20 protein-coding genes are annotated in these 18,292 nt (G+C 65.5%); 9 read left to right on the top strand and 11 right to left on the bottom strand.

All coding sequences use genetic code 11. From position 1 onward, the window contains the following. Together ACPYN4_RS15285 and ACPYN4_RS15280 are read left to right on the top strand one after the other, a co-directional pair. A partial coding sequence (locus tag ACPYN4_RS15285; protein ID WP_424446846.1) for a hypothetical protein occupies window positions 1–433 on the top strand: 433 nt, incomplete at its 5' end. A gap of 38 nt (window positions 434–471) precedes the next feature. Continuing rightward, window positions 472–1,197 carry an NYN domain-containing protein gene (locus ACPYN4_RS15280; protein ID WP_424446845.1) on the top strand — a complete coding sequence of 242 codons (726 nt, stop codon included), beginning with the start codon at window positions 472–474 and terminating at the stop codon, window positions 1,195–1,197. Between the two features lie 77 nt (window positions 1,198–1,274). Here the strand turns inward: ACPYN4_RS15280 and ACPYN4_RS15275 are convergent, their stop codons facing one another. From ACPYN4_RS15275 to ACPYN4_RS15250, 6 genes are all read right to left on the bottom strand, one after another. Further along, the gene (locus ACPYN4_RS15275) at window positions 1,275–3,512 is read right to left on the bottom strand and encodes a TIM-barrel domain-containing protein (protein WP_424446844.1); all 2,238 of its coding nucleotides are present in this window, start codon (window positions 3,510–3,512) and stop codon (window positions 1,275–1,277) included. Then, entirely contained in the window at window positions 3,512–4,663 is a 1,152-nt protein-coding gene (locus ACPYN4_RS15270) for a glycoside hydrolase family 15 protein (RefSeq protein WP_424446843.1), read from the bottom strand. The genes ACPYN4_RS15275 and ACPYN4_RS15270 overlap by 1 nt, the downstream gene beginning before the upstream one ends. A gap of 73 nt (window positions 4,664–4,736) precedes the next feature. Continuing rightward, complete coding sequence (locus ACPYN4_RS15265; RefSeq protein WP_424446842.1) at window positions 4,737–5,981, bottom strand: extracellular solute-binding protein; 1,245 nt, start codon at window positions 5,979–5,981, stop codon at window positions 4,737–4,739. A gap of 40 nt (window positions 5,982–6,021) precedes the next feature. Further along, a complete protein-coding gene (locus tag ACPYN4_RS15260) occupies window positions 6,022–6,855 on the bottom strand; it encodes a carbohydrate ABC transporter permease (protein WP_281653591.1) in 834 nt (277 codons plus the stop codon). After that, complete coding sequence (locus ACPYN4_RS15255; RefSeq protein ID WP_281653592.1) at window positions 6,848–7,795, bottom strand: carbohydrate ABC transporter permease; 948 nt, start codon at window positions 7,793–7,795, stop codon at window positions 6,848–6,850. The genes ACPYN4_RS15260 and ACPYN4_RS15255 overlap by 8 nt, the downstream gene beginning before the upstream one ends. Continuing rightward, a complete protein-coding gene (locus ACPYN4_RS15250) occupies window positions 7,792–8,727 on the bottom strand; it encodes an ROK family protein (protein ID WP_424446841.1) in 936 nt (311 codons plus the stop codon). Before ACPYN4_RS15250 ends, ACPYN4_RS15255 begins: the two co-directional genes overlap by 4 nt. A gap of 6 nt (window positions 8,728–8,733) precedes the next feature. On the opposite strand from ACPYN4_RS15250, the gene ACPYN4_RS15245 reads away from it, so the two are divergent. Next, window positions 8,734–8,925 carry a hypothetical protein gene (locus ACPYN4_RS15245; RefSeq protein WP_281653594.1) on the top strand — a complete coding sequence of 64 codons (192 nt, stop codon included), beginning with the start codon at window positions 8,734–8,736 and terminating at the stop codon, window positions 8,923–8,925. A 202-nt stretch (window positions 8,926–9,127) separates the two neighbouring features. Beyond that, window positions 9,128–9,310, top strand: coding sequence for a type II toxin-antitoxin system RelE/ParE family toxin (locus ACPYN4_RS15240; protein ID WP_424446847.1), 183 nt, complete (start codon window positions 9,128–9,130; stop codon window positions 9,308–9,310). A 51-nt stretch (window positions 9,311–9,361) separates the two neighbouring features. On the opposite strand, the gene ACPYN4_RS15235 is transcribed toward ACPYN4_RS15240, so the two are convergent. Both ACPYN4_RS15235 and ACPYN4_RS15230 read right to left on the bottom strand, forming a co-directional pair. Further along, the gene (locus tag ACPYN4_RS15235; protein WP_424446840.1) at window positions 9,362–9,916 is read right to left on the bottom strand and encodes a J domain-containing protein; all 555 of its coding nucleotides are present in this window, start codon (window positions 9,914–9,916) and stop codon (window positions 9,362–9,364) included. Then, window positions 9,913–10,395, bottom strand: a complete 483-nt coding sequence (locus tag ACPYN4_RS15230; protein ID WP_157127898.1) for a hypothetical protein — start codon at window positions 10,393–10,395, stop codon at window positions 9,913–9,915. The genes ACPYN4_RS15235 and ACPYN4_RS15230 overlap by 4 nt, the downstream gene beginning before the upstream one ends. 105 nt (window positions 10,396–10,500) lie before the next feature. Between ACPYN4_RS15230 and ACPYN4_RS15225 the strand changes: the two genes are divergently transcribed. Together ACPYN4_RS15225 and ACPYN4_RS15220 are read left to right on the top strand one after the other, a co-directional pair. Further along, window positions 10,501–11,898, top strand: a complete 1,398-nt coding sequence (locus ACPYN4_RS15225) for a plasmid pRiA4b ORF-3 family protein (RefSeq protein ID WP_424446839.1) — start codon at window positions 10,501–10,503, stop codon at window positions 11,896–11,898. A gap of 135 nt (window positions 11,899–12,033) precedes the next feature. Beyond that, the gene (locus tag ACPYN4_RS15220) at window positions 12,034–12,336 is read left to right on the top strand and encodes a DUF7668 domain-containing protein (protein WP_239282801.1); all 303 of its coding nucleotides are present in this window, start codon (window positions 12,034–12,036) and stop codon (window positions 12,334–12,336) included. A gap of 145 nt (window positions 12,337–12,481) precedes the next feature. Here the strand turns inward: ACPYN4_RS15220 and ACPYN4_RS15215 are convergent, their stop codons facing one another. Beyond that, the gene (locus tag ACPYN4_RS15215; RefSeq protein WP_424446838.1) at window positions 12,482–13,312 is read right to left on the bottom strand and encodes a nuclease-related domain-containing protein; all 831 of its coding nucleotides are present in this window, start codon (window positions 13,310–13,312) and stop codon (window positions 12,482–12,484) included. Between the two features lie 246 nt (window positions 13,313–13,558). Between ACPYN4_RS15215 and ACPYN4_RS15210 the strand changes: the two genes are divergently transcribed. Beyond that, window positions 13,559–14,380: a nucleotidyltransferase domain-containing protein gene (locus ACPYN4_RS15210; RefSeq protein ID WP_424446837.1), complete on the top strand. Its 822-nt coding sequence runs from the start codon at window positions 13,559–13,561 to the stop codon at window positions 14,378–14,380. A 30-nt stretch (window positions 14,381–14,410) separates the two neighbouring features. Here ACPYN4_RS15210 and ACPYN4_RS15205 read toward each other — a convergent pair whose 3' ends face one another. Further along, on the bottom strand, window positions 14,411–14,929 hold the full coding sequence (locus ACPYN4_RS15205; RefSeq protein WP_281653600.1) for a Type 1 glutamine amidotransferase-like domain-containing protein: 519 nt from the start codon (window positions 14,927–14,929) through the stop codon (window positions 14,411–14,413). A 179-nt stretch (window positions 14,930–15,108) separates the two neighbouring features. Here ACPYN4_RS15205 and ACPYN4_RS15200 point away from each other — a divergent pair, with 179 nt between their 5' ends. Both ACPYN4_RS15200 and ACPYN4_RS15195 read left to right on the top strand, forming a co-directional pair. Beyond that, the gene (locus ACPYN4_RS15200) at window positions 15,109–15,819 is read left to right on the top strand and encodes a class I SAM-dependent methyltransferase (RefSeq protein ID WP_281653601.1); all 711 of its coding nucleotides are present in this window, start codon (window positions 15,109–15,111) and stop codon (window positions 15,817–15,819) included. A 262-nt stretch (window positions 15,820–16,081) separates the two neighbouring features. Further along, entirely contained in the window at window positions 16,082–18,034 is a 1,953-nt protein-coding gene (locus ACPYN4_RS15195) for an AAA family ATPase (RefSeq protein ID WP_424446836.1), read from the top strand. Window positions 18,035–18,064: 30 nt separating this feature from the next. On the opposite strand, the gene ACPYN4_RS15190 is transcribed toward ACPYN4_RS15195, so the two are convergent. After that, window positions 18,065–18,292, bottom strand: a 228-nt coding sequence (locus tag ACPYN4_RS15190) for an integrase core domain-containing protein (RefSeq protein WP_424446835.1), incomplete at its 5' end; no start/stop codon positions are given.

Genomic DNA, 18,292 nt, shown 5'->3' with positions numbered 1-18,292 from the left:
TGATCAGGACAACGCGCTCACAGACGAGCAGATCGTCGCCGCCGCGCGCGAGAAGGGGATCGCCGCGACCGTCGACGGCGACACGGTCGTGTACACGATGACACGAGCACAGCAAGCGGAGATGCTGGAGCAGATGCGGTCGTCGGCCCAGGATGCCGCGGACGACCTGGTCGCGGATGAGACGAACGCTGTGACCGCCGTCGATTTCGACGAGGCGATGACATCGTTCACCGTCTCCGTCGATGGGGCCCGCCACGGCACGCTCCAGAGTCTGCTCGCGCTTGGCTTCTATCTGCAGGGTGCCCTGTTCCAGCAGTTCAACGGAGTCGGTGCGGACGATACCGATGTGGTGGTGAGCTTCGTCGACGACGCGACCGGCGAGGTGCTCGACACAGGCTCTTACCAGGAGATGCGCAAGAACCTCCAGCAGTAACGTCCGGCCGCTCGCTCTCTCCCTGCCATGCTTGACCAATGCCCCAACCCGCTGACCTGCTTGCGGTTCTCATCGACGCCGACAACGTCTCGGCATCCAAGATCGACGCGGTGCTCGCGGAGGTCGCCCGCTTCGGAACGGCATCCGTCAAGCGAATCTACGGCGACTGGACGAACACACAACTCAGCACCTGGAAGCAGGCGGCCAGCGAGCACGTCATCCAACCCGTGCAGCAGTTCGCGAATACTGTCGGCAAGAACGCGACGGACAGTGCGCTGATCATCGACGCGATGGATCTGCTCTACACGCGGCGCTTCAGCGGATTCTGCATCGTTTCGTCCGACAGCGATTTCACTCGACTCGCCACACGCATCCGAGAAGAGGGCGTCACGGTGCACGGGTTCGGGGAGCGCAAGACACCGGCGGCGTTTCGCAACGCGTGCGATACGTTCACGTATCTCGACGTTCTGCAGGAGCCCCAGGCCGAGCCGACCGTGGCGGCTCCGGCGCGCAAGTCGACGCCGGAACTCCGGCAGGACACCAAACTCGTGTCAGGCCTGCGCACATGCATCACAACAGCATCCGGCGAGGACGGCTGGGCGAACCTGGCAGTTGTCGGCTCCTTGATGCGCAAGCAACAGCCCGACTTCGATTCCCGCAACTGGGGCTACGCCAAGCTCTCTGATCTCGTGAAGGCGATCGGATTGTTCACCGTCGAACCGCGACCGGGCGGTGGCCTGCAGATCCGGAACAAGGCGAAGTAAGGCGCACGCAGGTCATCGTTCGTAGCACCGCCGTAGATGCGCCGAACCATCAGACGAAGAAATCGGCGGTCGCCATCTCAGCCGTCCTCGCGAAAAAGCGCCAATAGCTCAGAGGAGGCGCCAGCACGCCCGTACACAGGGATCTGGTCGATGGGAGCCTCCACTTCGATCGACCGCCTTCCACTCGTCGATTCACCGGTCCACACGTCGATCCAGTCGCCCTCCGGTAGGTAGACGCGTCTGCGCTCCGAACCCTCCTCCAACACCGGCGCCACGAGCAGATCGGCCCCGAGCATCCACTGCGTGGGCGCGGTCCACACTTCGGGGTCGGCTGGCCAGTCGAAGAACAGTGGGCGCATGAGGGGACGGTCGGTGGTGATGGTCTCTCGTGCGGACCGCTCGAGGTAGGGCACCAGCGCCTCGCGCAGCTTAACGAATCGCCGCGAGAGGGTGAGCACACGCTCGTCGCCGCTGCGCTCGGCGATGTTCCATGGTGTCCGGTCGCGCGACGGGGTGCGATGATGGTTGAACTCGGAGTGGTACTGCATGATCGGCACGAAGGCGGATGCCTGCAGCGCGCGGATGTACAGTTCGGCGGACGGGACCTCCCCTGAGAAGCCGGCGATGTCCCATCCCCAGTAGACGATGCCCGATGCGGCAGCGGTGAGCCCTGCGTTCATCGACCAGCGGAAGGCGTTCCACGTCGAGTTCTCGTCACCTGCCCAGAACGCGCCGTGGGCCTGCGACCCGGTGAAGCCGGCGCGGCTGAACGTGACGGGGGGCTTGCCCGCCGACTCGAGCAGCGCTCCGTATGCCTTCGGGTAAGCCACGGGGAACGTGTTGTTCTTCTTGTCGCCGCGACGCCCGTCGAGGTAGACGAGCTCGCTTCCCCACGCGTGTTCGCCACCGTCTGTCTTAAAGCCGTCGATGCCCACCTCCTCGACGAGGTACCGGCGCTTCTCGGTCCACCAGGCAGCGGCCCGCTCGTCGGTGAGGTCGGGCATGAGACCAAGCGGGAACCACCAGCCGCGGTTGCGATACGGGCGCGTTCCGCCGCCGGGCTTGGGCTCGCGAATGAGCACATCGTCGCGGATTGCCGCCTCCGCATCCGCCTTCAGCTGCCCGTGCGGGTGCGGGCGCATCTTCAAGAGGGGAATCTGCCACAGGTGCAGCTTGATGTCGCGGGCGTGCAGTTCGTCGGTCATCCCCTTCGGGTCGGGCCATGCCCCCTCCGCCGGAAAGGTGAAGTCCGCCAGCCGATGGGGCGCACCGTCGGCGTGTACCTCGTACTCCGCATCGCGGAACGCGGTGAACGTCGACTCGTCGCTCCACGCCTCGATCACGACGGAACCGACCGGGATGTCATGCTGCGCGTGAAGGTCCATCTGGCGCATGACTTCGGCCTGTGTGTTCCATTCATTGCCGCTCGCCCAGAGCCGGAACACCCATGCGGGCAGCTCCTGCGCGCGACCGATGACATCGAGAAACGCCCTGAGCACCTCGGTCGGTGTTCCATCGAAGAGCCGGACGCGGAGCGGCGCATCGTCGCCGATCTCGGCTTCGACGACGATCTCGTCAGCACTGCTCGCGCCCACGTCGAACCACACGCGTCGCGAGGTGTCGACGTGGAATCCCCATCCCGATCCGCCGATCACGTGCGCGAAAGGCATCGGCAGGTAGGTCTTGCGCTCCGCGCCCTGTGACTTGTACTGCTCGAACACCATCGAGTCGAGCGTCGTTCCGCGCTGGTCGACGGCGTCGTAGCGCTCGCCGAAGCCCGTGACGTGCTCGTCCGGCGACAGCGGCAGCGTGAAGCGCACGCGATGCGCGCGAGCGCCATCGTGGAGCACCCGGACGCTTCCGGGATTGACCCGGGCGCTGCCGATCTCGTCGATCGCTCCCGCACCGGTCTGCCACTGGGCAGCCCGGAACTCGAACCAGCGGGTGCGCTCCTGCCTTCCGTCGTCGTGCGTGCCGGTGAAGCGGTAGCGGTAGCGTCCGCCGGTTTGCAGGTCGGGCGTCTCGACCTGCCATCCGCCCACGGCCCGCGCGAGACGTGCGGCGGCGGATGCCAGATGCCCACCGTCCGTGACCTTCCCCCGCGATGTCGTGGCGACGCGCTCGAGCGGCAGTTCGGTCGTGGTCGACGCGCCGTCGTCGGGCTGCCACTGCAGCGTGCACGCGACGGAGACCACACGGGCGTCGGCGCGCACGCCCAGCAGCACTCGTTCCCCCACGAGCGGAGTGACGGGGGAGCGCTGCTCGGTGTCGACCGAGTACGGGTGTCCGGACCCTTCGGGGCGGTGGCGGAGCATCAGATGTTTCCTTCGGGGGTGATGGACGGACGGTGCGCGGAGATGCGACCAAGTTGGACGCCGAGCCGCAGAAGCATGGCGTGACTCCACAGGAGGGGAGTCGCGACCGTGCCCCAGCGGTCGATCCATTCCTGCTGCATGCCGGGAGCGATGAGATGGCGATCGACCTGCTCCGGCATGTCGAGATCCGTCGTCGCGGTCGACGCCGCCCAGTCGAACAGCTCGTTCGCGCGGTCCCGATCGCCCGCCGCGTCCTGGGCGAGGCCGAGGAAGCAGCTCAGCAGCGGCCATTGTCCGCCGCCGAAGAAGGTGTCGCCAAGATAGCGGTGGGTGCCTCCCTCGACGGTGAGGTGTGCCTCGAGCAGTTCGATCGTGCGCCGTGCGAGCGGGGATGCGGGATCGATCACGCCCAGAGGAGCGACGGTTGAGGCGAGGCTGCCGTCGACGGCCGTGCTGCCCACCCACTTGATGAGGTGACCGTCGCGCACGCCGTCGGAGAGCAGGTGCGCACGGAGGTCGGCGAGTTCGGCTTCCACTCGCGTGCGGCGCTCGCCCGAGATGAGGCCGTGCCGCAGCACCGCCTGGAATCCTGCAGCGACGCAGCCGAGCGTCGAGATGTGCACGTGCTCGGCGTGCTCTTCCCACCAGTCGTAACAGGGGCGCTGCCAGGAGGCGAGCAGATAGTCGACCGTCAGTGCGACGGCCTCGCGATACGGCTCAGCGACGAGGCCGTGACGCTGCAAGTGCTCGCCCAACGCCCAGATCCACGTGCCGTAGCCGTCGAGCTGGAAGTCCCACCACTCGTCGGTGCCGTCCTCGCCTCGAAACGTGAAGCGGGCGGGCAGCATGTGCTCGCCGCTTGGGGGGCGGCCTGCGTTCGTGGCGCGGACGATGCCCTCGATCTGGTCGGAGCGGGCGTTGAGCGTGCGCGCACACCAGTCGAAGAAACGCGACGCGGATTCGGCCGCGCCGGCGGCCGATGCCGCGTCGGCGATGAATGCGCCGTCGCGCAGCCAGCAGTATCCGACGTATGCCGAGAAGGTGGGGCTCGCCGGGTACGCGCCCTCGGTCGTCTGCAACTCGGTGATCAAGGTCAGGCTGTGATCGGCGAGACGTCGGATGACGTCCTGGTCGAGCGCGCGTGTGGCCACGGTGTGTCCTTCGGGGCAGTGGTCGCGCCCGCGACGAGCGGGCATCGCGGGCGCGACCAGGGTGTGCGGGTGATTACTTGAGCAGACCGTCGACCTGGGTCGCCAGGGTCGGGATTGCGTCGGCGGTCGTCGCGCGGCCGGCGGCGATCTCGCCGAGCGAGTTCGTCACATCGTCCTGGATCTGCTGGGCGTTCGTGCCCAGCTGAGGAGCGATCGCGATGTGCTCCAGCGAGTCGAAGACCGCCTGACGGTTGGCCGGAGGTGTCTTCTCGAGGTAGGGCTGCAGCAGCGAGTCGTCGGCAACCGGAGGAAGCTCCCACCCGGCGGACAGGCGCGTGTCGACCATGGTCTTCGAGCTCGTCAGGTAGTCGGCCCACTTCTGCGCGGCTTCCTGATGCTTCGAGTTCTTCGAGATGACGACGGCGTTCGAGAAGGTCGCGCTCGCCTTCTGGGTGTCACCGGGCTCGACCGCGATGTCCCAGCCGAAGGGGAGGTCGCCCACGAGGCTGATCATCCAGATCCCGGTGTGCCACATGGCCAGCTTGCCCTCCTTGAAGAGGTTGGTGTCGAAGTCTGCGGTGCCCGCGCCGTCCGCGGCGGTCGGCATGACTGTGCCGGACTTGCCGGCGATCCAGTCCGCGGCCTTCTTGCCGGCATCGGAGTCGAAGGCGGAGGCCGTGTTGTCGTCGTTCAGGAATGTTCCGCCGGCCTGCTGCACAGCCTTGTAGTACTCGTAATAGCTGACGGGCTGGTAGTTGCCCCACACGCCGGCATCCTTGTTCGTCAGTTTCTCGGCGGCAGCCTTCTCATCCGCCCACGTCCAGTCCGACGTCGGGTACTCCACGCCTGCCGCGTCGAAGAGGTCCTTGTTATAGAAGAGCACGACGTTGGAGAACGACGTCGGCAGGCCGTACTGCTTGCCGTCGACCTTGTAGCTGTCCAGGACCGACGTGCGGTACTTCGAATCGTCGACGCCGTTCATCTCCGCGAGGACGCCGTTCGCCTGAATGTTGGCGAAGCTACCGGCATCCACATCGAACACGTCGGCCTCGGTCCCCGCGGCGAGGTCCGTCTGCAACTTCGTGAAGTAGTCGGCGTACGCCGCGGTCTGGACATCGACCGTGATGTCGGGGTTGTCCTTCTCGAAAGCGTCGACGATGGTCTTGAGGTTCTCCTCGTTGCCGCCGTTGGAGATGAAGTTCGAGTAGGTGATCGTGACCGGTCCTGCGTCGTCACCCGACGGCGAGGACGAGCAGCCGGTGAGCGCAGCGGCTCCGAGGATCGCGACGGCGCCCGCCGCGACGAGGGTCTTCTTCATGGTGCTATCTCCTTTGATGTGATGGTGGTGCGATGAGAGGTCATTTGAGTCCGGTGCCGGCGACGCCCTGGACGATGTACTTCTGGGCGAAGAGGTAGAGCGCGAACATCGGGATGATGCTGATGACGGATCCCGCCATCAGGACGTCCCATTGGGTGGAGAACTGACCCTGCAGGGTCGACAGGGCGACGGGGAGCGTCTGCATCATCGGGTCACGCAGGATGATCAGCGGCCACAGGAAGCTGTTCCAGGTGTTCAGGAACGCGAACACCGCAAGGGTTGCGAGCGCCGGTCGGACGAGCGGCAGCATGATCTGGAAGAAGATGCGGAAGTGCCCGGCGCCATCGAGCGTCGCCGCCTGATCGAGGTCGTACGGCACCGTGCTCATCGCCTGCCGCAGCAGGAACACGCCGAATGCCGAGGCAATCGTCGGGAGGATCGCGCCGAGGTACGTGTTGATCAGGCCCAGAGCCTTCATCTCCGCGAATAGCGGCACGATGAGCACCTGGAACGGGATCATCATCGTCGCGAGATACAGAACGAAGATCGCGCCGCGACCCCGGAAGGGCAGGCGGGTGAATGCGTAGGCCGCCATCGAGCTGGTCACCAGCTGCAGGATCGTGCTGACGATCGCGATGATCAGTGAGTTGGCGATGACCTGGGCGAACGGGACACGGTTGAACAACTCGGCATACGGCGCCAGCGACGGGTTGTCGGGGATGAGCTTCGGCGTCGATGTGAACGTGGCGCCCGGGGTGATCGAGGTGACGACCGTCCAGATGAACGGGAAGAGCATGATCAGTCCACCGACGACCAATGCGACGTAGAGCAGGGTTTTTCCGACGGGGAGGCGGCGGCGAGCGGTCTCACTCATAGTTCACCCACTTCTTCTGGCCATAGAACTGGATCAACGTGATGACGAGGATGACGAAGAACAGCAGCCAGGAGAGGGCGGATGCCATCCCGGCCTGGCCGTATCGGAAGGTGAGGTCGTAGACCTGCTGGACGACCACCCGGCTCGCGTCGTTCGGGCCGCCGCCCGTCATGACGTAGACCTGGTCGAACACCTGGAACCCGTTGATGAGCGAGAGGACGATCACGAAGAACGTCGAGGGGGAGAGAAGCGGCAGAGTGATGCTGCGCAGGCGGCGCCACCATCCCGCCCCGTCGAGCTCCGCCGCTTCGTACAGATCGGGGTTGATGGTCTGCAGGCCCGCGAGGAGGATCACCATCACGAAGCCGAGATCCTTCCAGGCGGACGCGAGGATGATCGACGGCATTGCCCACGCGGGATCCGCCCACCACCCGGGACCCTCGATCCCGACCCAGCTGAGGACGGTGTTCACGACGCCGTTGCTCGGACTCAGCAGCCAGCGCCAGACCAGCGCCACTACGACCCAGCTGGTGATGACGGGGAGGAAGTAGACGCCGCGGAACACCGCTCGTCCGCGCAGTCGTGAGTTGAGAGCAAGCGCCAGGGCGAGGCCGCCGACATAGACGAGCGGGAGGTATCCGACGATGTAGTAGACGGTGTGCAGGAACGCCTGATGCGTCGCGGGGTCGCTCAGGAGGTACGCGTAGTTGTCGAGACCCACCCACTGCATCGGGCCGATCAGGTTCCACGAATGCAGCGATGTCCACGCAGCGGAGATCATCGGCCCGATCACGAAGGCGAGCAGCGGAATGAGGCTCGGCAGGAGGAACACCAGGACGGTGAGCACGTACTTCGCTCGAACGCGGGCCGGGGGTCGGCGTCGGCGCTGAACCACCGGTTCCGCGGCGATCACCGTCACGGGGGTGGCGTAGGTCGTCATTCACTCGCCCCCGTCGTGGCGACCATCCGCTCGCGCACGAGCCGGCCCTGCTCACCGGCGACGCCGTCGGCATCGAAGGGAGTCGCGAGGACGAGGGCAGCCGCGCCCTGTGCCCAACGGTCGTCCTGCCAGCTCTCAACGACGACGCTGGTGCCGCGTTTGCCCGGCACCAGCGCATTGCGCAACGCCTTCTCGAACGCGCCCGCCCAGTGCGGCCACGCCTGCACTCCCTCACCGAGGAGCACCACGATCGACGGATCGAGGAGGTTGATCGCCCCGGCGAGGGCGCGACCGAAAACGTGACCGGCGTTGGCGAAGATCTCGACGGCGCCGGCGTTGCCCGCGTCCGCGAGGGCGCGCAAGTCGTCGATGGTCTCGGAAGGGCCGATGAGGCGGATCGAGCGGGCGTCGTTGACGAGCGCCGCCTGGCCGATGATCGCTTCGAGGCATCCGCGATTCCCGCACTGGCAGAGCGGCCCATCCTCGCGCACCGGGATGTGTCCGAGGTCGCCGGCGCCGCCCGCGCGCCCTCGCACCAGCGCACCGCCCGCGATCAGGCCGGCGCCGACACCGTTTCCGATCGTCACGACCAGTGCATCATCGTGCTCACGCCCCTGGCCGTAGAGGCGCTCGGCGGCGCTCAGTGCGTTGACGTTGTTTTCCACCACAACTGGCAGGTCGAGCGCGCGGCGGAGGATCTCGCCCAGCGGCACCTGGCTCCAGCCAAGCTGCGTGGAGTCGACGATGCCGACACCCTGCTCCGCGACGTTGCCGGGCAGCCCTACGCCCACACCGAGGAGGCGGGTCCCGGACCCGTCGGCGATGAAGTCGGAGACCAGGCCGACGAGAGTAGATGTCGCCAGGGGCGAGATCGCCTCGAAGGGTCGTGTGTCGGAGCGGACGACATCGCCGTCGATCCCGACTTCGACCATGGCTACATGATCGGGGGCGACCTTCACTCCGAGCGCCGTGAAGTTCTGAGAGACCAGTCCGAGCAGACGCGCGGGGCGTCCGCCGTTGCTGCTCGTCTGCTCGAGCTCTTCGATCAGGCCGTCGTGGAGAAGGTCACGAGTCAGCTGCGTGAGGAGGGCGGGGGAGAGGGTGAGCTCTCGCGCCAGATCAGCTCGTGATGCGCTGCCGCGCGCACCAAGGCGCGCAAGGACGGCGGTCCGATTGACATCCGCCTGATTGCGAGACGTCGAAGCCGTTTCACGACTTTGTTTAGGCATGAATTAAAGCTAGAACAAAGTGATGGGGCCGTCAAGAGTCCAGCGTGGGGCGTGAGGTCACGCTCTCCGATGACACGTCCCCGGACACTCTCACTGGTCCGAGATCCGCAGCGCGATCGAGCGCATCGCGGAGCAGCCCGATCGAGGTCGTGCAGTTGACGAAACTCGCACGGGGTACCGTCGCTACGCGATCGGGAGCCATCTGATCTTCTTCACCGAGAGTGACAGCGGCGTCGATGTCATTCCCATCCTTCACCAGCGGATGGATTCGACGCGACACCTTTAGTGCGCGCTGAGATCGCTGCGGACGGTGGGTCGCCGCTTTCTCGTCTGCCAGTTACAGCACGTAGACGGCGACGTAGCTGCCGCCGACGATCAGCGCAACCAGCGCGCCGACCGTGGACCACGCGACGACGCGTGGCCAATCGATCCAGCGGCGGGTTCGTAATCCGGGGCCGAAGCCCTCGGCATCCGACGCCCTCACGAAGTCTTCGAAGCGGATCGTGACGCGCGGCGCCTCTGAGCGTGGACGGGACTCGCTCGTGCGAGGGCGGGCGCGCTCGCGCTGAGGTGGGGGAGCGGTCGCCGTGCGGGGTTGGTCGCCGCCCGGCGCGGTCGTCGGAGTGGTGCGCGGCGGGGCATCAGAGCGCGTCGTCGTCCCGCCGGCGGGCGACGTGCCGCGTGCCGCGTCGCTCGTGAACTTCACGAGGATGTCGTGTGCCTGGCGAGCGAGGTCGAACTCGCGGCCGAGCTGTCGGCGGCGAGCCTCAGTCTCCGACGGATGCCGATCCGGATGCACTTCGCGAGCGCGCCGACGGAACGCGTCCCGGATCTCGGCCACGCTCGCACCGCGGTCCACGCCGAGGGTCTCCCGCGCCTCGTCGAGTGTCACGAGGCATCCACGAGGTATCGCTGATACTCGCGCGCCAACCGCTCGTTCCGCGCGCGCTCAGCGCCCGCCGTCACGTGGGTCAGCAGCTCCGTCGTCATGCGTCGCTTCTTCACCTCGTGCACGATGAGGCACGCCAACGCGAGCAATGCGAAGGCGACGCCCGCCACCCTGAGCACGGGAAGATGCGCGAGGAAAGCCGTGACGAACGTCGCCGTGGCGGCGAAGCTGGCGATGTTGAACGACCGCATCCACCCCTGCAGCGGCGCGTAGTACTTGCGCGCCGCAATGTCCCACGTCTTGTTGGTCGTCCAGAACCGCCAGCCCTTCGGCGCAGGCCTCAGCCCGGGCACCGGTGTCCAGCCCTCCGGCGGCTGCCAGAAGGTGTTCGCGCGGATCCAGCGGTCGGTGGGCGTGGGCCAGCCGCGGGGCGTCAGAAAGTCGCCACGCACGCCGGCGACACGGATTCGTCGGGGGGTCACGAATCGGTCCTTCGGTGTCGGGTTGATGCTGATCAGCAGAGTAGCGGGATGCGGGGGCCCGGTCGGTGACGCGGGCGGTGTTGCCGGGTCGATACGGTGGATCCCATGCCCACGCCGCGCCGCCGCATGCTCCGCCTCCGTGTGACGATCCAGGGGATCGAGCCGGAGCTCTGGCGGACAGTCGACGTCGACGAGAGCCTGTCGCTCGCCGACCTGCACCGCGTTCTGCAAGAGGCGTTCGCCTGGCGGAGCTCGCACCTTCACCGCTTCAGCGATGGCGATCCGTGGGCGCGGGAGAACGGCATCCCGCGCATCGGACGCCGGCCTCGCGCGTGGACCGAGACGTGGTCGCTGGCCGAGAGCGACATCGAGGGCGAGGAGGACGAGGCCGACACGACGATCGGCGACGCGATGCGCGATGGCGGGCCGCTCTGGTACGTCTACGACCTGGGCGACGACTGGGTGCACCGCATCGAGCTCATCGACCGCGACAACGCGCGGCCCGGAGAACCACGTGCGAGCCTGGTGATCGGCGAGCGACGCGCGCCGTTCGAAGATTGCGGTGGCATCACCGGGTACTCGGAGACCCTTGAGATCCTCGCCCAGCCCGCCCACCCCGACCATGCCTCGACGGCGAGGTGGGTCCGATCAGCGGTCGGACCGTGGGGGAGCACAGACCCTGACGACGCCGACCTCGACGGTGCCAACGCCGAACTCGGCATCCTCTTCGGCGACGGCGTCGACGACCTGTCGGGACTGGTGAGCGACGCGTCCAAGCTTGCCGCCGACGCGCCCGTGGCGACGTTCGCCGCGTGGCTGCGGCCGGGATTTAGCTCCGAGTTGCGCCGCCACCTGCGCCGCACGGACCTCCTGACGAGTGAGCCTCTTCCCGACGAGGTCGCCGAGATCATCCGCCCGTACGCGTGGCTGATCGACCGGATCGGCGCGGACGGTCTGACGCTGACGAAGGCAGGGTGGATGCCGCCGGCCGCCGTTCTCGAAGGGATGACGGAGCTTGGGTGGCGCGACGAGTGGATCGGCGAGGCGAACCGCGAAGACCTCACGATCCCGATGCGCCACCTCCGGGAAGCCGCGGAACGGCTGCGTCTCATCCGCAAGGTGAAAGGCCGTCTCGAGGTCGTGGCCCGCGTCCGTCCGGCGATCGGGAACCCTGCCCTGCTCGGCGAGCACGTCGGGCGGATGCTGCTGCGCCAGCGGATGACGGATGTCGAGCGCGCCGCCTGCGTCAGCGTCGCGATCGCGCTGGCCGACGGATCGGTGAGCACACGTGATGATGCCGAGGAGCATGCCGCGTGGATCCTGAGCGACCTCGGCTACGTTCAGGCGGACGGCGGCATGGTCGACCGTCGTTCCGGTGCCGCGGTCATCGCGCCGCTGACGACCGCGCTCCAGCCGGTCGGTCTGTGGCGTTGGGGCTACCGGCGTCGTGATGTTGCGGCATCCGACGCGCATCGCGTGCTCGCCCGGCTTGCCTTGCGGTGAGCGAGGGGCATCCGAAGCCGCGGCCGGGCGGTGCCTTTCGGGGGCGCGTGATCTCGCCGACGTGCCGTCGAGAGACGCGGTGCGCGTCACGGACGCGCTTTCGCTCATCGGACGCGTCGACCGTAAGGATTGACTATGGCTGCGATTCCGAGGGCAGTTCGCCCGGCCGTGCTGCACGAGCTGGATGCGCTGGTAGCCGGGGAAGGACCCGAGCTGCTGTACTGGGTGCGGCGATACGGGACGCGAGGAACTTCGCTCGTGCGTCAGCCGGAGTCAATCTGGGATCACCCATTCACCGACTTCCTGGTTCGCGAAGACGGCTCCTGCTATGGCGCGGCGCCGTTGTGGACGGTTGACGAGTCGCCGAGCGATCTCAGCGTCGAGTTTGAGATCAGCGCTGACGGAACGGTGCTTCTCACCAACGTGCACGTCATGTAGCCCGCCGTCTGCGAGCGATCGGCGACCGCCATCTAACGCGGTTCAGTCGTCCGGATGCTGGCTCTGATCCTCCAGGTCGGGCTCGGCGCGCAGGACGAACACCTCCAACCCTGGAGCTAATGAGACATAGGCTCCTCTGCTGCGCCTACCCGCCGATTAAGCGACTGTAGTAGTCGAGCGCTATCGGAACGGTGACACCGAGGATCACGACCAGCAGTGCGGCGCCCCACAGCATCCGAACTCGTTCCGCGCCCACGACTTCGCGATGCAACGCGTCGAATTCGGACACATCGGGGTCGTGCTGCGGCTCGCTCGTCCAGGTCGCGGCATCGCGGACGAGCGCTGACACTGCGGCCGTCTGCGCCTGGTCGAGGCGAGGCTTCTGCTTCTTCAGCCACCGGGTGAGGCGAGCGGCGTCCAACACGGCGACGTCTGCGGGCCGCCCTCGCATCGTGATCTGCTTGGCCCCAACGATGGCGATGACTCCAGTGACGGGGACCGGCGTTCCCGCGGCATCCGTCAAGAGCTTCTGCGTTCTCGTCGCCTCGTAGCGGGTGTTGCGCAGATGGTCCGTCGCCTGACCGTTGACGAGAAGCCGGCTGCTGCCCACCCACACTCGCGCGCCGTTGTGCGCCTTGGTGTTGATCGTGAACACGCCCGCCGCTCCGACGACGACGTGGTCGATGTCGCTGCCGCGCGTGCCGATCGGGACCGAATGCACGACCGTCCACTCTTCGCCGAGCGAGGCGAGTCGGCTCGCGACGTCGAGTTCACCGAGCGCGCCGAGGTACCAGGGGCGCGACTCGTCGGATAACGGCGACCGGCCGAAGGTGCGCGCGATTGCGCCGCGCGGTGGGACGTCGGCCTGGACGCGCAGGCATTCGGCCATGACGGATGCCGCGGCGACCGTCCCGAACGACGACAGGGTCGGGGCAGGGGAGTCGAGCGGCAGCTGAGGGGGGATTTCAGATGTCATCGAGGTGAGTCTAGGGAGGATCGTGCTGCCCGCGGGCGGGTAGAAGAGCGAGCGCAAGGCGCCCCCGCATCGTTCATTGAGCCGAGCGGGTCATACGCGCAATTGCTGCCGTGCAACGGTCACGAGACTCGGCGCTGTCGTCAGCAGGGCGGACATCGACCGTTCTTCGGGTGGAAGGTGTGGGGGACGCGGGGACGTGCGAGGCCTTGTGCGGAGGCTGCTGAGGGCGTGCATAGGGTGTAGTTCATGGTCCGGGAGAGTCTGCTGAAGGAGATGGCGGAAGATGTCGCCGCGGTCGACGGCGTGGTCGCGGTCGCGTTGGGTGGAAGCCGGGCACGCGGCACTCACCGGACCGACTCCGACTTCGACCTTGGGGTCTACTACGACCGCGGGCGGCTCGACCTCCTCGCGCTGGAAGACCTCGCGCACCGCTGGAGCGGCCGACACGTCGACATCGCCGCACCCGGAGGGTGGGGGCCTTGGGTCGATGGGGGCGCTTGGCTCACAGTCGACGGCAGCGACATCGATTGGATCTTCCGCGACGTCGCACGCGTGAGAGAGCAGTGTCTGCGCGCGCAGCGAGGTGAGTACGGGTTCCACTCGCAGCCCGGTCATCCCTTCGGATTCCTGGATGTCGCTTACGCGGCCGAAGCGGCCACCGCGGTGCCCCTCTCCGACGTCCGGGGGGTCCTCGCCGATCTGCGGGACCTTGTGACGCCGTATCCCGAGGCGTTGCGCGCCGCGATGATAGACGGCCTCTGGCAGGTCGACTTTCTGTTGGACGCCGCGGTGAAAGGCGCGAAGCGCGGAGACGCCGTCTATGTAGCGTTGTGCTCCGCTCACGCAGTGCTCATGGTCGCGCACGCGTGGCACGCAGCAGCGAGCGAATGGGTCACCAACGAAAAGGCCCTAGCCCTGCACGTGGCCGAACTTCCCATCGACTCCCGCGGATTCACTCAAACCGTGACGATCGCGCTCGCGAACCTTGGTCAGAAGCCGACCGACCTAGCATCGGTGATTTTCGACCTCAAGGCGATGCCGCGACCGAACGCCGACACGCGTCCGTAAGTCGACCGTGATCCCGCGCGTGCATCGCTTTCATCCGGACGGTGGACCGGTGTCGAGCAACCAATCGTCGCCGTCTCGGAGTTCCATGTAGTTGAGATCCCTACGATCGAGGCTGGTTGCGGCGGCTCGCGCGGTTTCGGTTCCTGCGTGAGGTATGACTCTGGTGTCGATGAGGCGCAGAGTGCTCGGCGGCATCTCTGAGCCGTATCCGGGAGGAAGAGTTTCCGCGTCGTCCATCAGCTCGATTCCCAGAAGGTCGGTGGACGTGAGGCAGGCTCCCGCTGAATAGCCGGCGTACGTCAGTTGTGGGTTGTCCGCGAGAGCGTCGGCGAGACGGGCTCGAGTTGCGGCTCGGGCGAGTACGAAGGCGTTTCCGCCGACGACCCAGATCAGGTCGGCGCGGCTGAGCGTAGTACGCAGTGCTGTTGGGCTCGCGCCCCAATAGTCGCGGAGGTCGAGTTCCGTGCTGCTGTAGCCGAGCTCATTGAGGTCTCCTGCTTCACGCTCCCAGCTGGCCAGACGCTGTTCGAACTCGTCGAGGGCGTTCATCACGATCAGCGCACTGCCGCCTCGTCGACGGAGGGCACCAGCGCGTGCCCCCATTCGATAGGAACTCAGGTAGACCCGCATGCTTCACCGTATTCAGAGCATTCAGACCCGCAGAGTGGTCCGCCATCCCTGTCTGGCCGCGCCGTGCCCACGATCTTGCCTCGTAGGATCCAGGTGTGGTGAGCGATGATTGGCAGAGGATAGCTGCGGATTACGAAGCGGTCCGAGCTTCCGGCGTCTCGTTGGACGCTCTTATTGAGTGGCCGGCGCAACAACGAGTTGTCGGAGACGTGACGGGTCTCGACGTCCTCGACCTCGGCTGCGGTAGCGGTGAGAAGGCCGTCTGGTTCGCGCATCAAGGTGCTCGTCGGGTTGTGGGGATCGACATCGTCGACGCGTTCATTTCGATTCCTGAAGGACTCGACGTCGAGTTGCGGGTAGGCGATCTCAACGGAGTCGGAAAGGTCATTGGAGACGAGCGTTTCGACGTGGCGATTGTTTTCCAGGCGATCGGCTACGCAGCGGACGAGAGTGCGCTGCTGACCGACGTGTGGGACGTTCTGCGCCCAGGTGGAACTCTCGTCGTCGCCCGGTCGCACCCGCTCCGCTTCGCCGTTGAGCGGTCCAAGGCCGAAGGAGTTCCACTCGCCGCGGCGTACCGGGCAGACACGCCTTTCACCTATCCCGCAACGTGGGGATCCGGAACCGTCACTCATCGAACCTTCACATTCGGACAAACCGTACAGCCGGCGCTCGATGCCGGATTCGTCCTTGAACGTATAGACGAACCTGCACCGACGGACGAGTTGCGACGAATCAGTCCGGATCGAGCAGCATGGATGGACGAGCACGCTGGCATCATCATCTACCGCTTCCGCAAACCGCGCTGACCCGCACGCTCGTCGACCCGCATACGGGCCGCAGCTGGAAGCGCAGGTGCGCGGGTACCGTAGGTTGTCGATCACGACGATTCGCGAGCCGAACGGCCCAATAGCCGCGCCGACCAACTCTGGCAACTCGCAAGATGCAAGCTGAGGCGAGATGAAGAAACTCAAGATAGATCTCACAAACTGTCATGGCATTCATCGGCTAGATTCCGAGATCAGCTTTAAGGACGCTAGCGCCGCTGCGATATACGCGCCGAACGGCCTCATGAAGACTTCGTTCGCGCGCACCTTCGGCGACCTTTCCCGTGGTGTCGATTCCTCCGATCATCTATTCCCAGATCGCCCGAGCTCACGGAAAATCACCGACCAGGACGGTGTGGCCCTCGACCCCAGCCAGGTGGTCGTGATCGTTTCGTACGACGAGGAGATGGGACCTACCGAAGAGACATCGACGCTACTCGTAGATAAGGTTCTTCGCGACGAGTACGAGCAGCTGCAGCGCGGGATCAACGAGGCGCGGAAAGAACTCGTCGCAGCACTCAAGATACAAGCTGCCACAAGGAAAGACGTCGCCCGCGAGGTTTCGCTCGCTTTCACGCGGGATGATCAGAGCTTCTTCCGCTCACTGCTGCGAGTGGAGGAGGAACTGCAAGACGAAGAAGCCCCGTACGCGGAATTGCCCTACGACACACTCTTCGACGACAAGGTACTCGCGCTCCTCGCCGCGACGGACTTCGCTGAGACTCTGGCTGACTACGTGCAGCGCTTCGAGGAGTTGCTCGACGCCTCCACATACTTCAGCCGTAGTACTTTCAGCTACTACAACGCCGAAACGATCGCAAAAAGTCTCGGCGCCAACGGCTTCTTCGACGCGAAGCACGCCGTGATCCTCCATGACGGTCTGGGAGGCACATCGGTCAACAGCCAGACGGAACTGGTCGACCTCATCAACTCAGAGAAGGAGCGAATCAGCGACGATCCTGCGCTCCGTAAGAAGTTCGCCGCGATCGAAACCAAACTTACGAGGAATGCGGAGGTCCGCCGCTTCTGGGACTTCGTTTCCGAGAATCAGTCGATACTGCCAGAGCTTGTCAATGTTGATCGGTTCAAGGAGCGGGTGTGGAAGTCCTATCTCAAAGCAAACGAGGGGCTCTACAGCGAGGCTGTCGCACGATTCCGTGGCGCTGAGGCCCGGAAGAAGGCGATCCAGGCGGCAGCCGCTGACCAGCGCGGCCAGTGGGAAGAAGTCATCGAGATCTTCAACCGGCGCTTCTTCGTTCCGTTCACACTGACCGCGAAGAACCGCACCAACGTCGTCTTGGGCCTCGAGGCAGTCGCGAAACTCGGCTTCGAGTTCGAGGACGACGGAGACAGCGTGGAAGTAGAGCGCGACGACCTCCTCGAGGTGCTCAGCACGGGCGAGAAGAAGGCGCTCTACATCCTAAACGTGTTGTTCGAGGTGGAACGGCGCAAGAACCAGCCAGGCGAGACCATCTTTATCGTGGATGACATCGCGGACTCTTTCGACTACAAGAATAAGTACGCGATCATCCAGTACCTGAAGGACATCGCGGACGTCGACAACTTCCGCCTCGTCGTGCTGACGCACAACTTTGACTTCTACCGGACGCTCGAGAGCCGATTCATCCCCTACAACCAGTGCCTGATGGCCCAGAAGATGGAGGAGGGTGTGGCCCTCGTGAAGGCCGCGGGGATCAAGAATCCGTTCATCAAGGACTTCAAGCCGAACTTCTTCATCGACGCAGGTAAGCGGATTGCGGCCATCCCGTTTATCCGCAATCTGCTCGAGTACACGCGCGGGGAGGATGATCCCGACTACACGAAGCTCACGTCGCTATTGCACTGGAAAGCCGACACAGCATCGATCACCCAGGCGGATCTCGATGCCATCTTCAATACGCTATTCGGCACGTCCGAGGAGTGGAGCGATCCAAACGAGGCTGTCATAGACATGATCATGGATCAGGCCGATACTTGCATCGGCGGCAGTGCGAGCCTGAACCTGTCGAACAAGATCACGCTGTCGATCGCAATTCGCATAACTGCCGAGAAATACATGGTCGAAGCGATCAACGATCCTGAGTTCCTCGCCACGGTGCGCGCGAACCAGACACCGCAGCTTCTGGCGCGATACAAGAGCGACTTTCCTAGTGATGTGCTCGCGATCAGGACGATCGATGGCGTTGTCGGGCCTTGACCCCGGATCGTGGACACGGTGTCATTTCGGTTATGCCGCTTCCGTGAGGGTAGCTGATCTCGCGGCCGCGTAGGTGTTCTCGTAGCTGTTCGGGGTGAGCTGGCCGATCGCGGAGTGGCGTCGGCGCGTGTTGTATCGGTTCGTCCACCGGAACACGGCCCGGTAGGCGGTGGCTTGATCGGGGAACGCCGACGCGCCTTGGAGGAGCTCGCGTTTGAGCGCGGCGTTGAAGCTCTCGGCCAGCGAGTTGTCGGCGCT

Source organism: Microbacterium sp. CH-015 (assembly GCF_049707015.1).
Lineage (GTDB): Bacteria > Actinomycetota > Actinomycetes > Actinomycetales > Microbacteriaceae > Microbacterium > Microbacterium aurum.
This window is presented reverse-complemented; position numbering and strand designations above follow the sequence as displayed.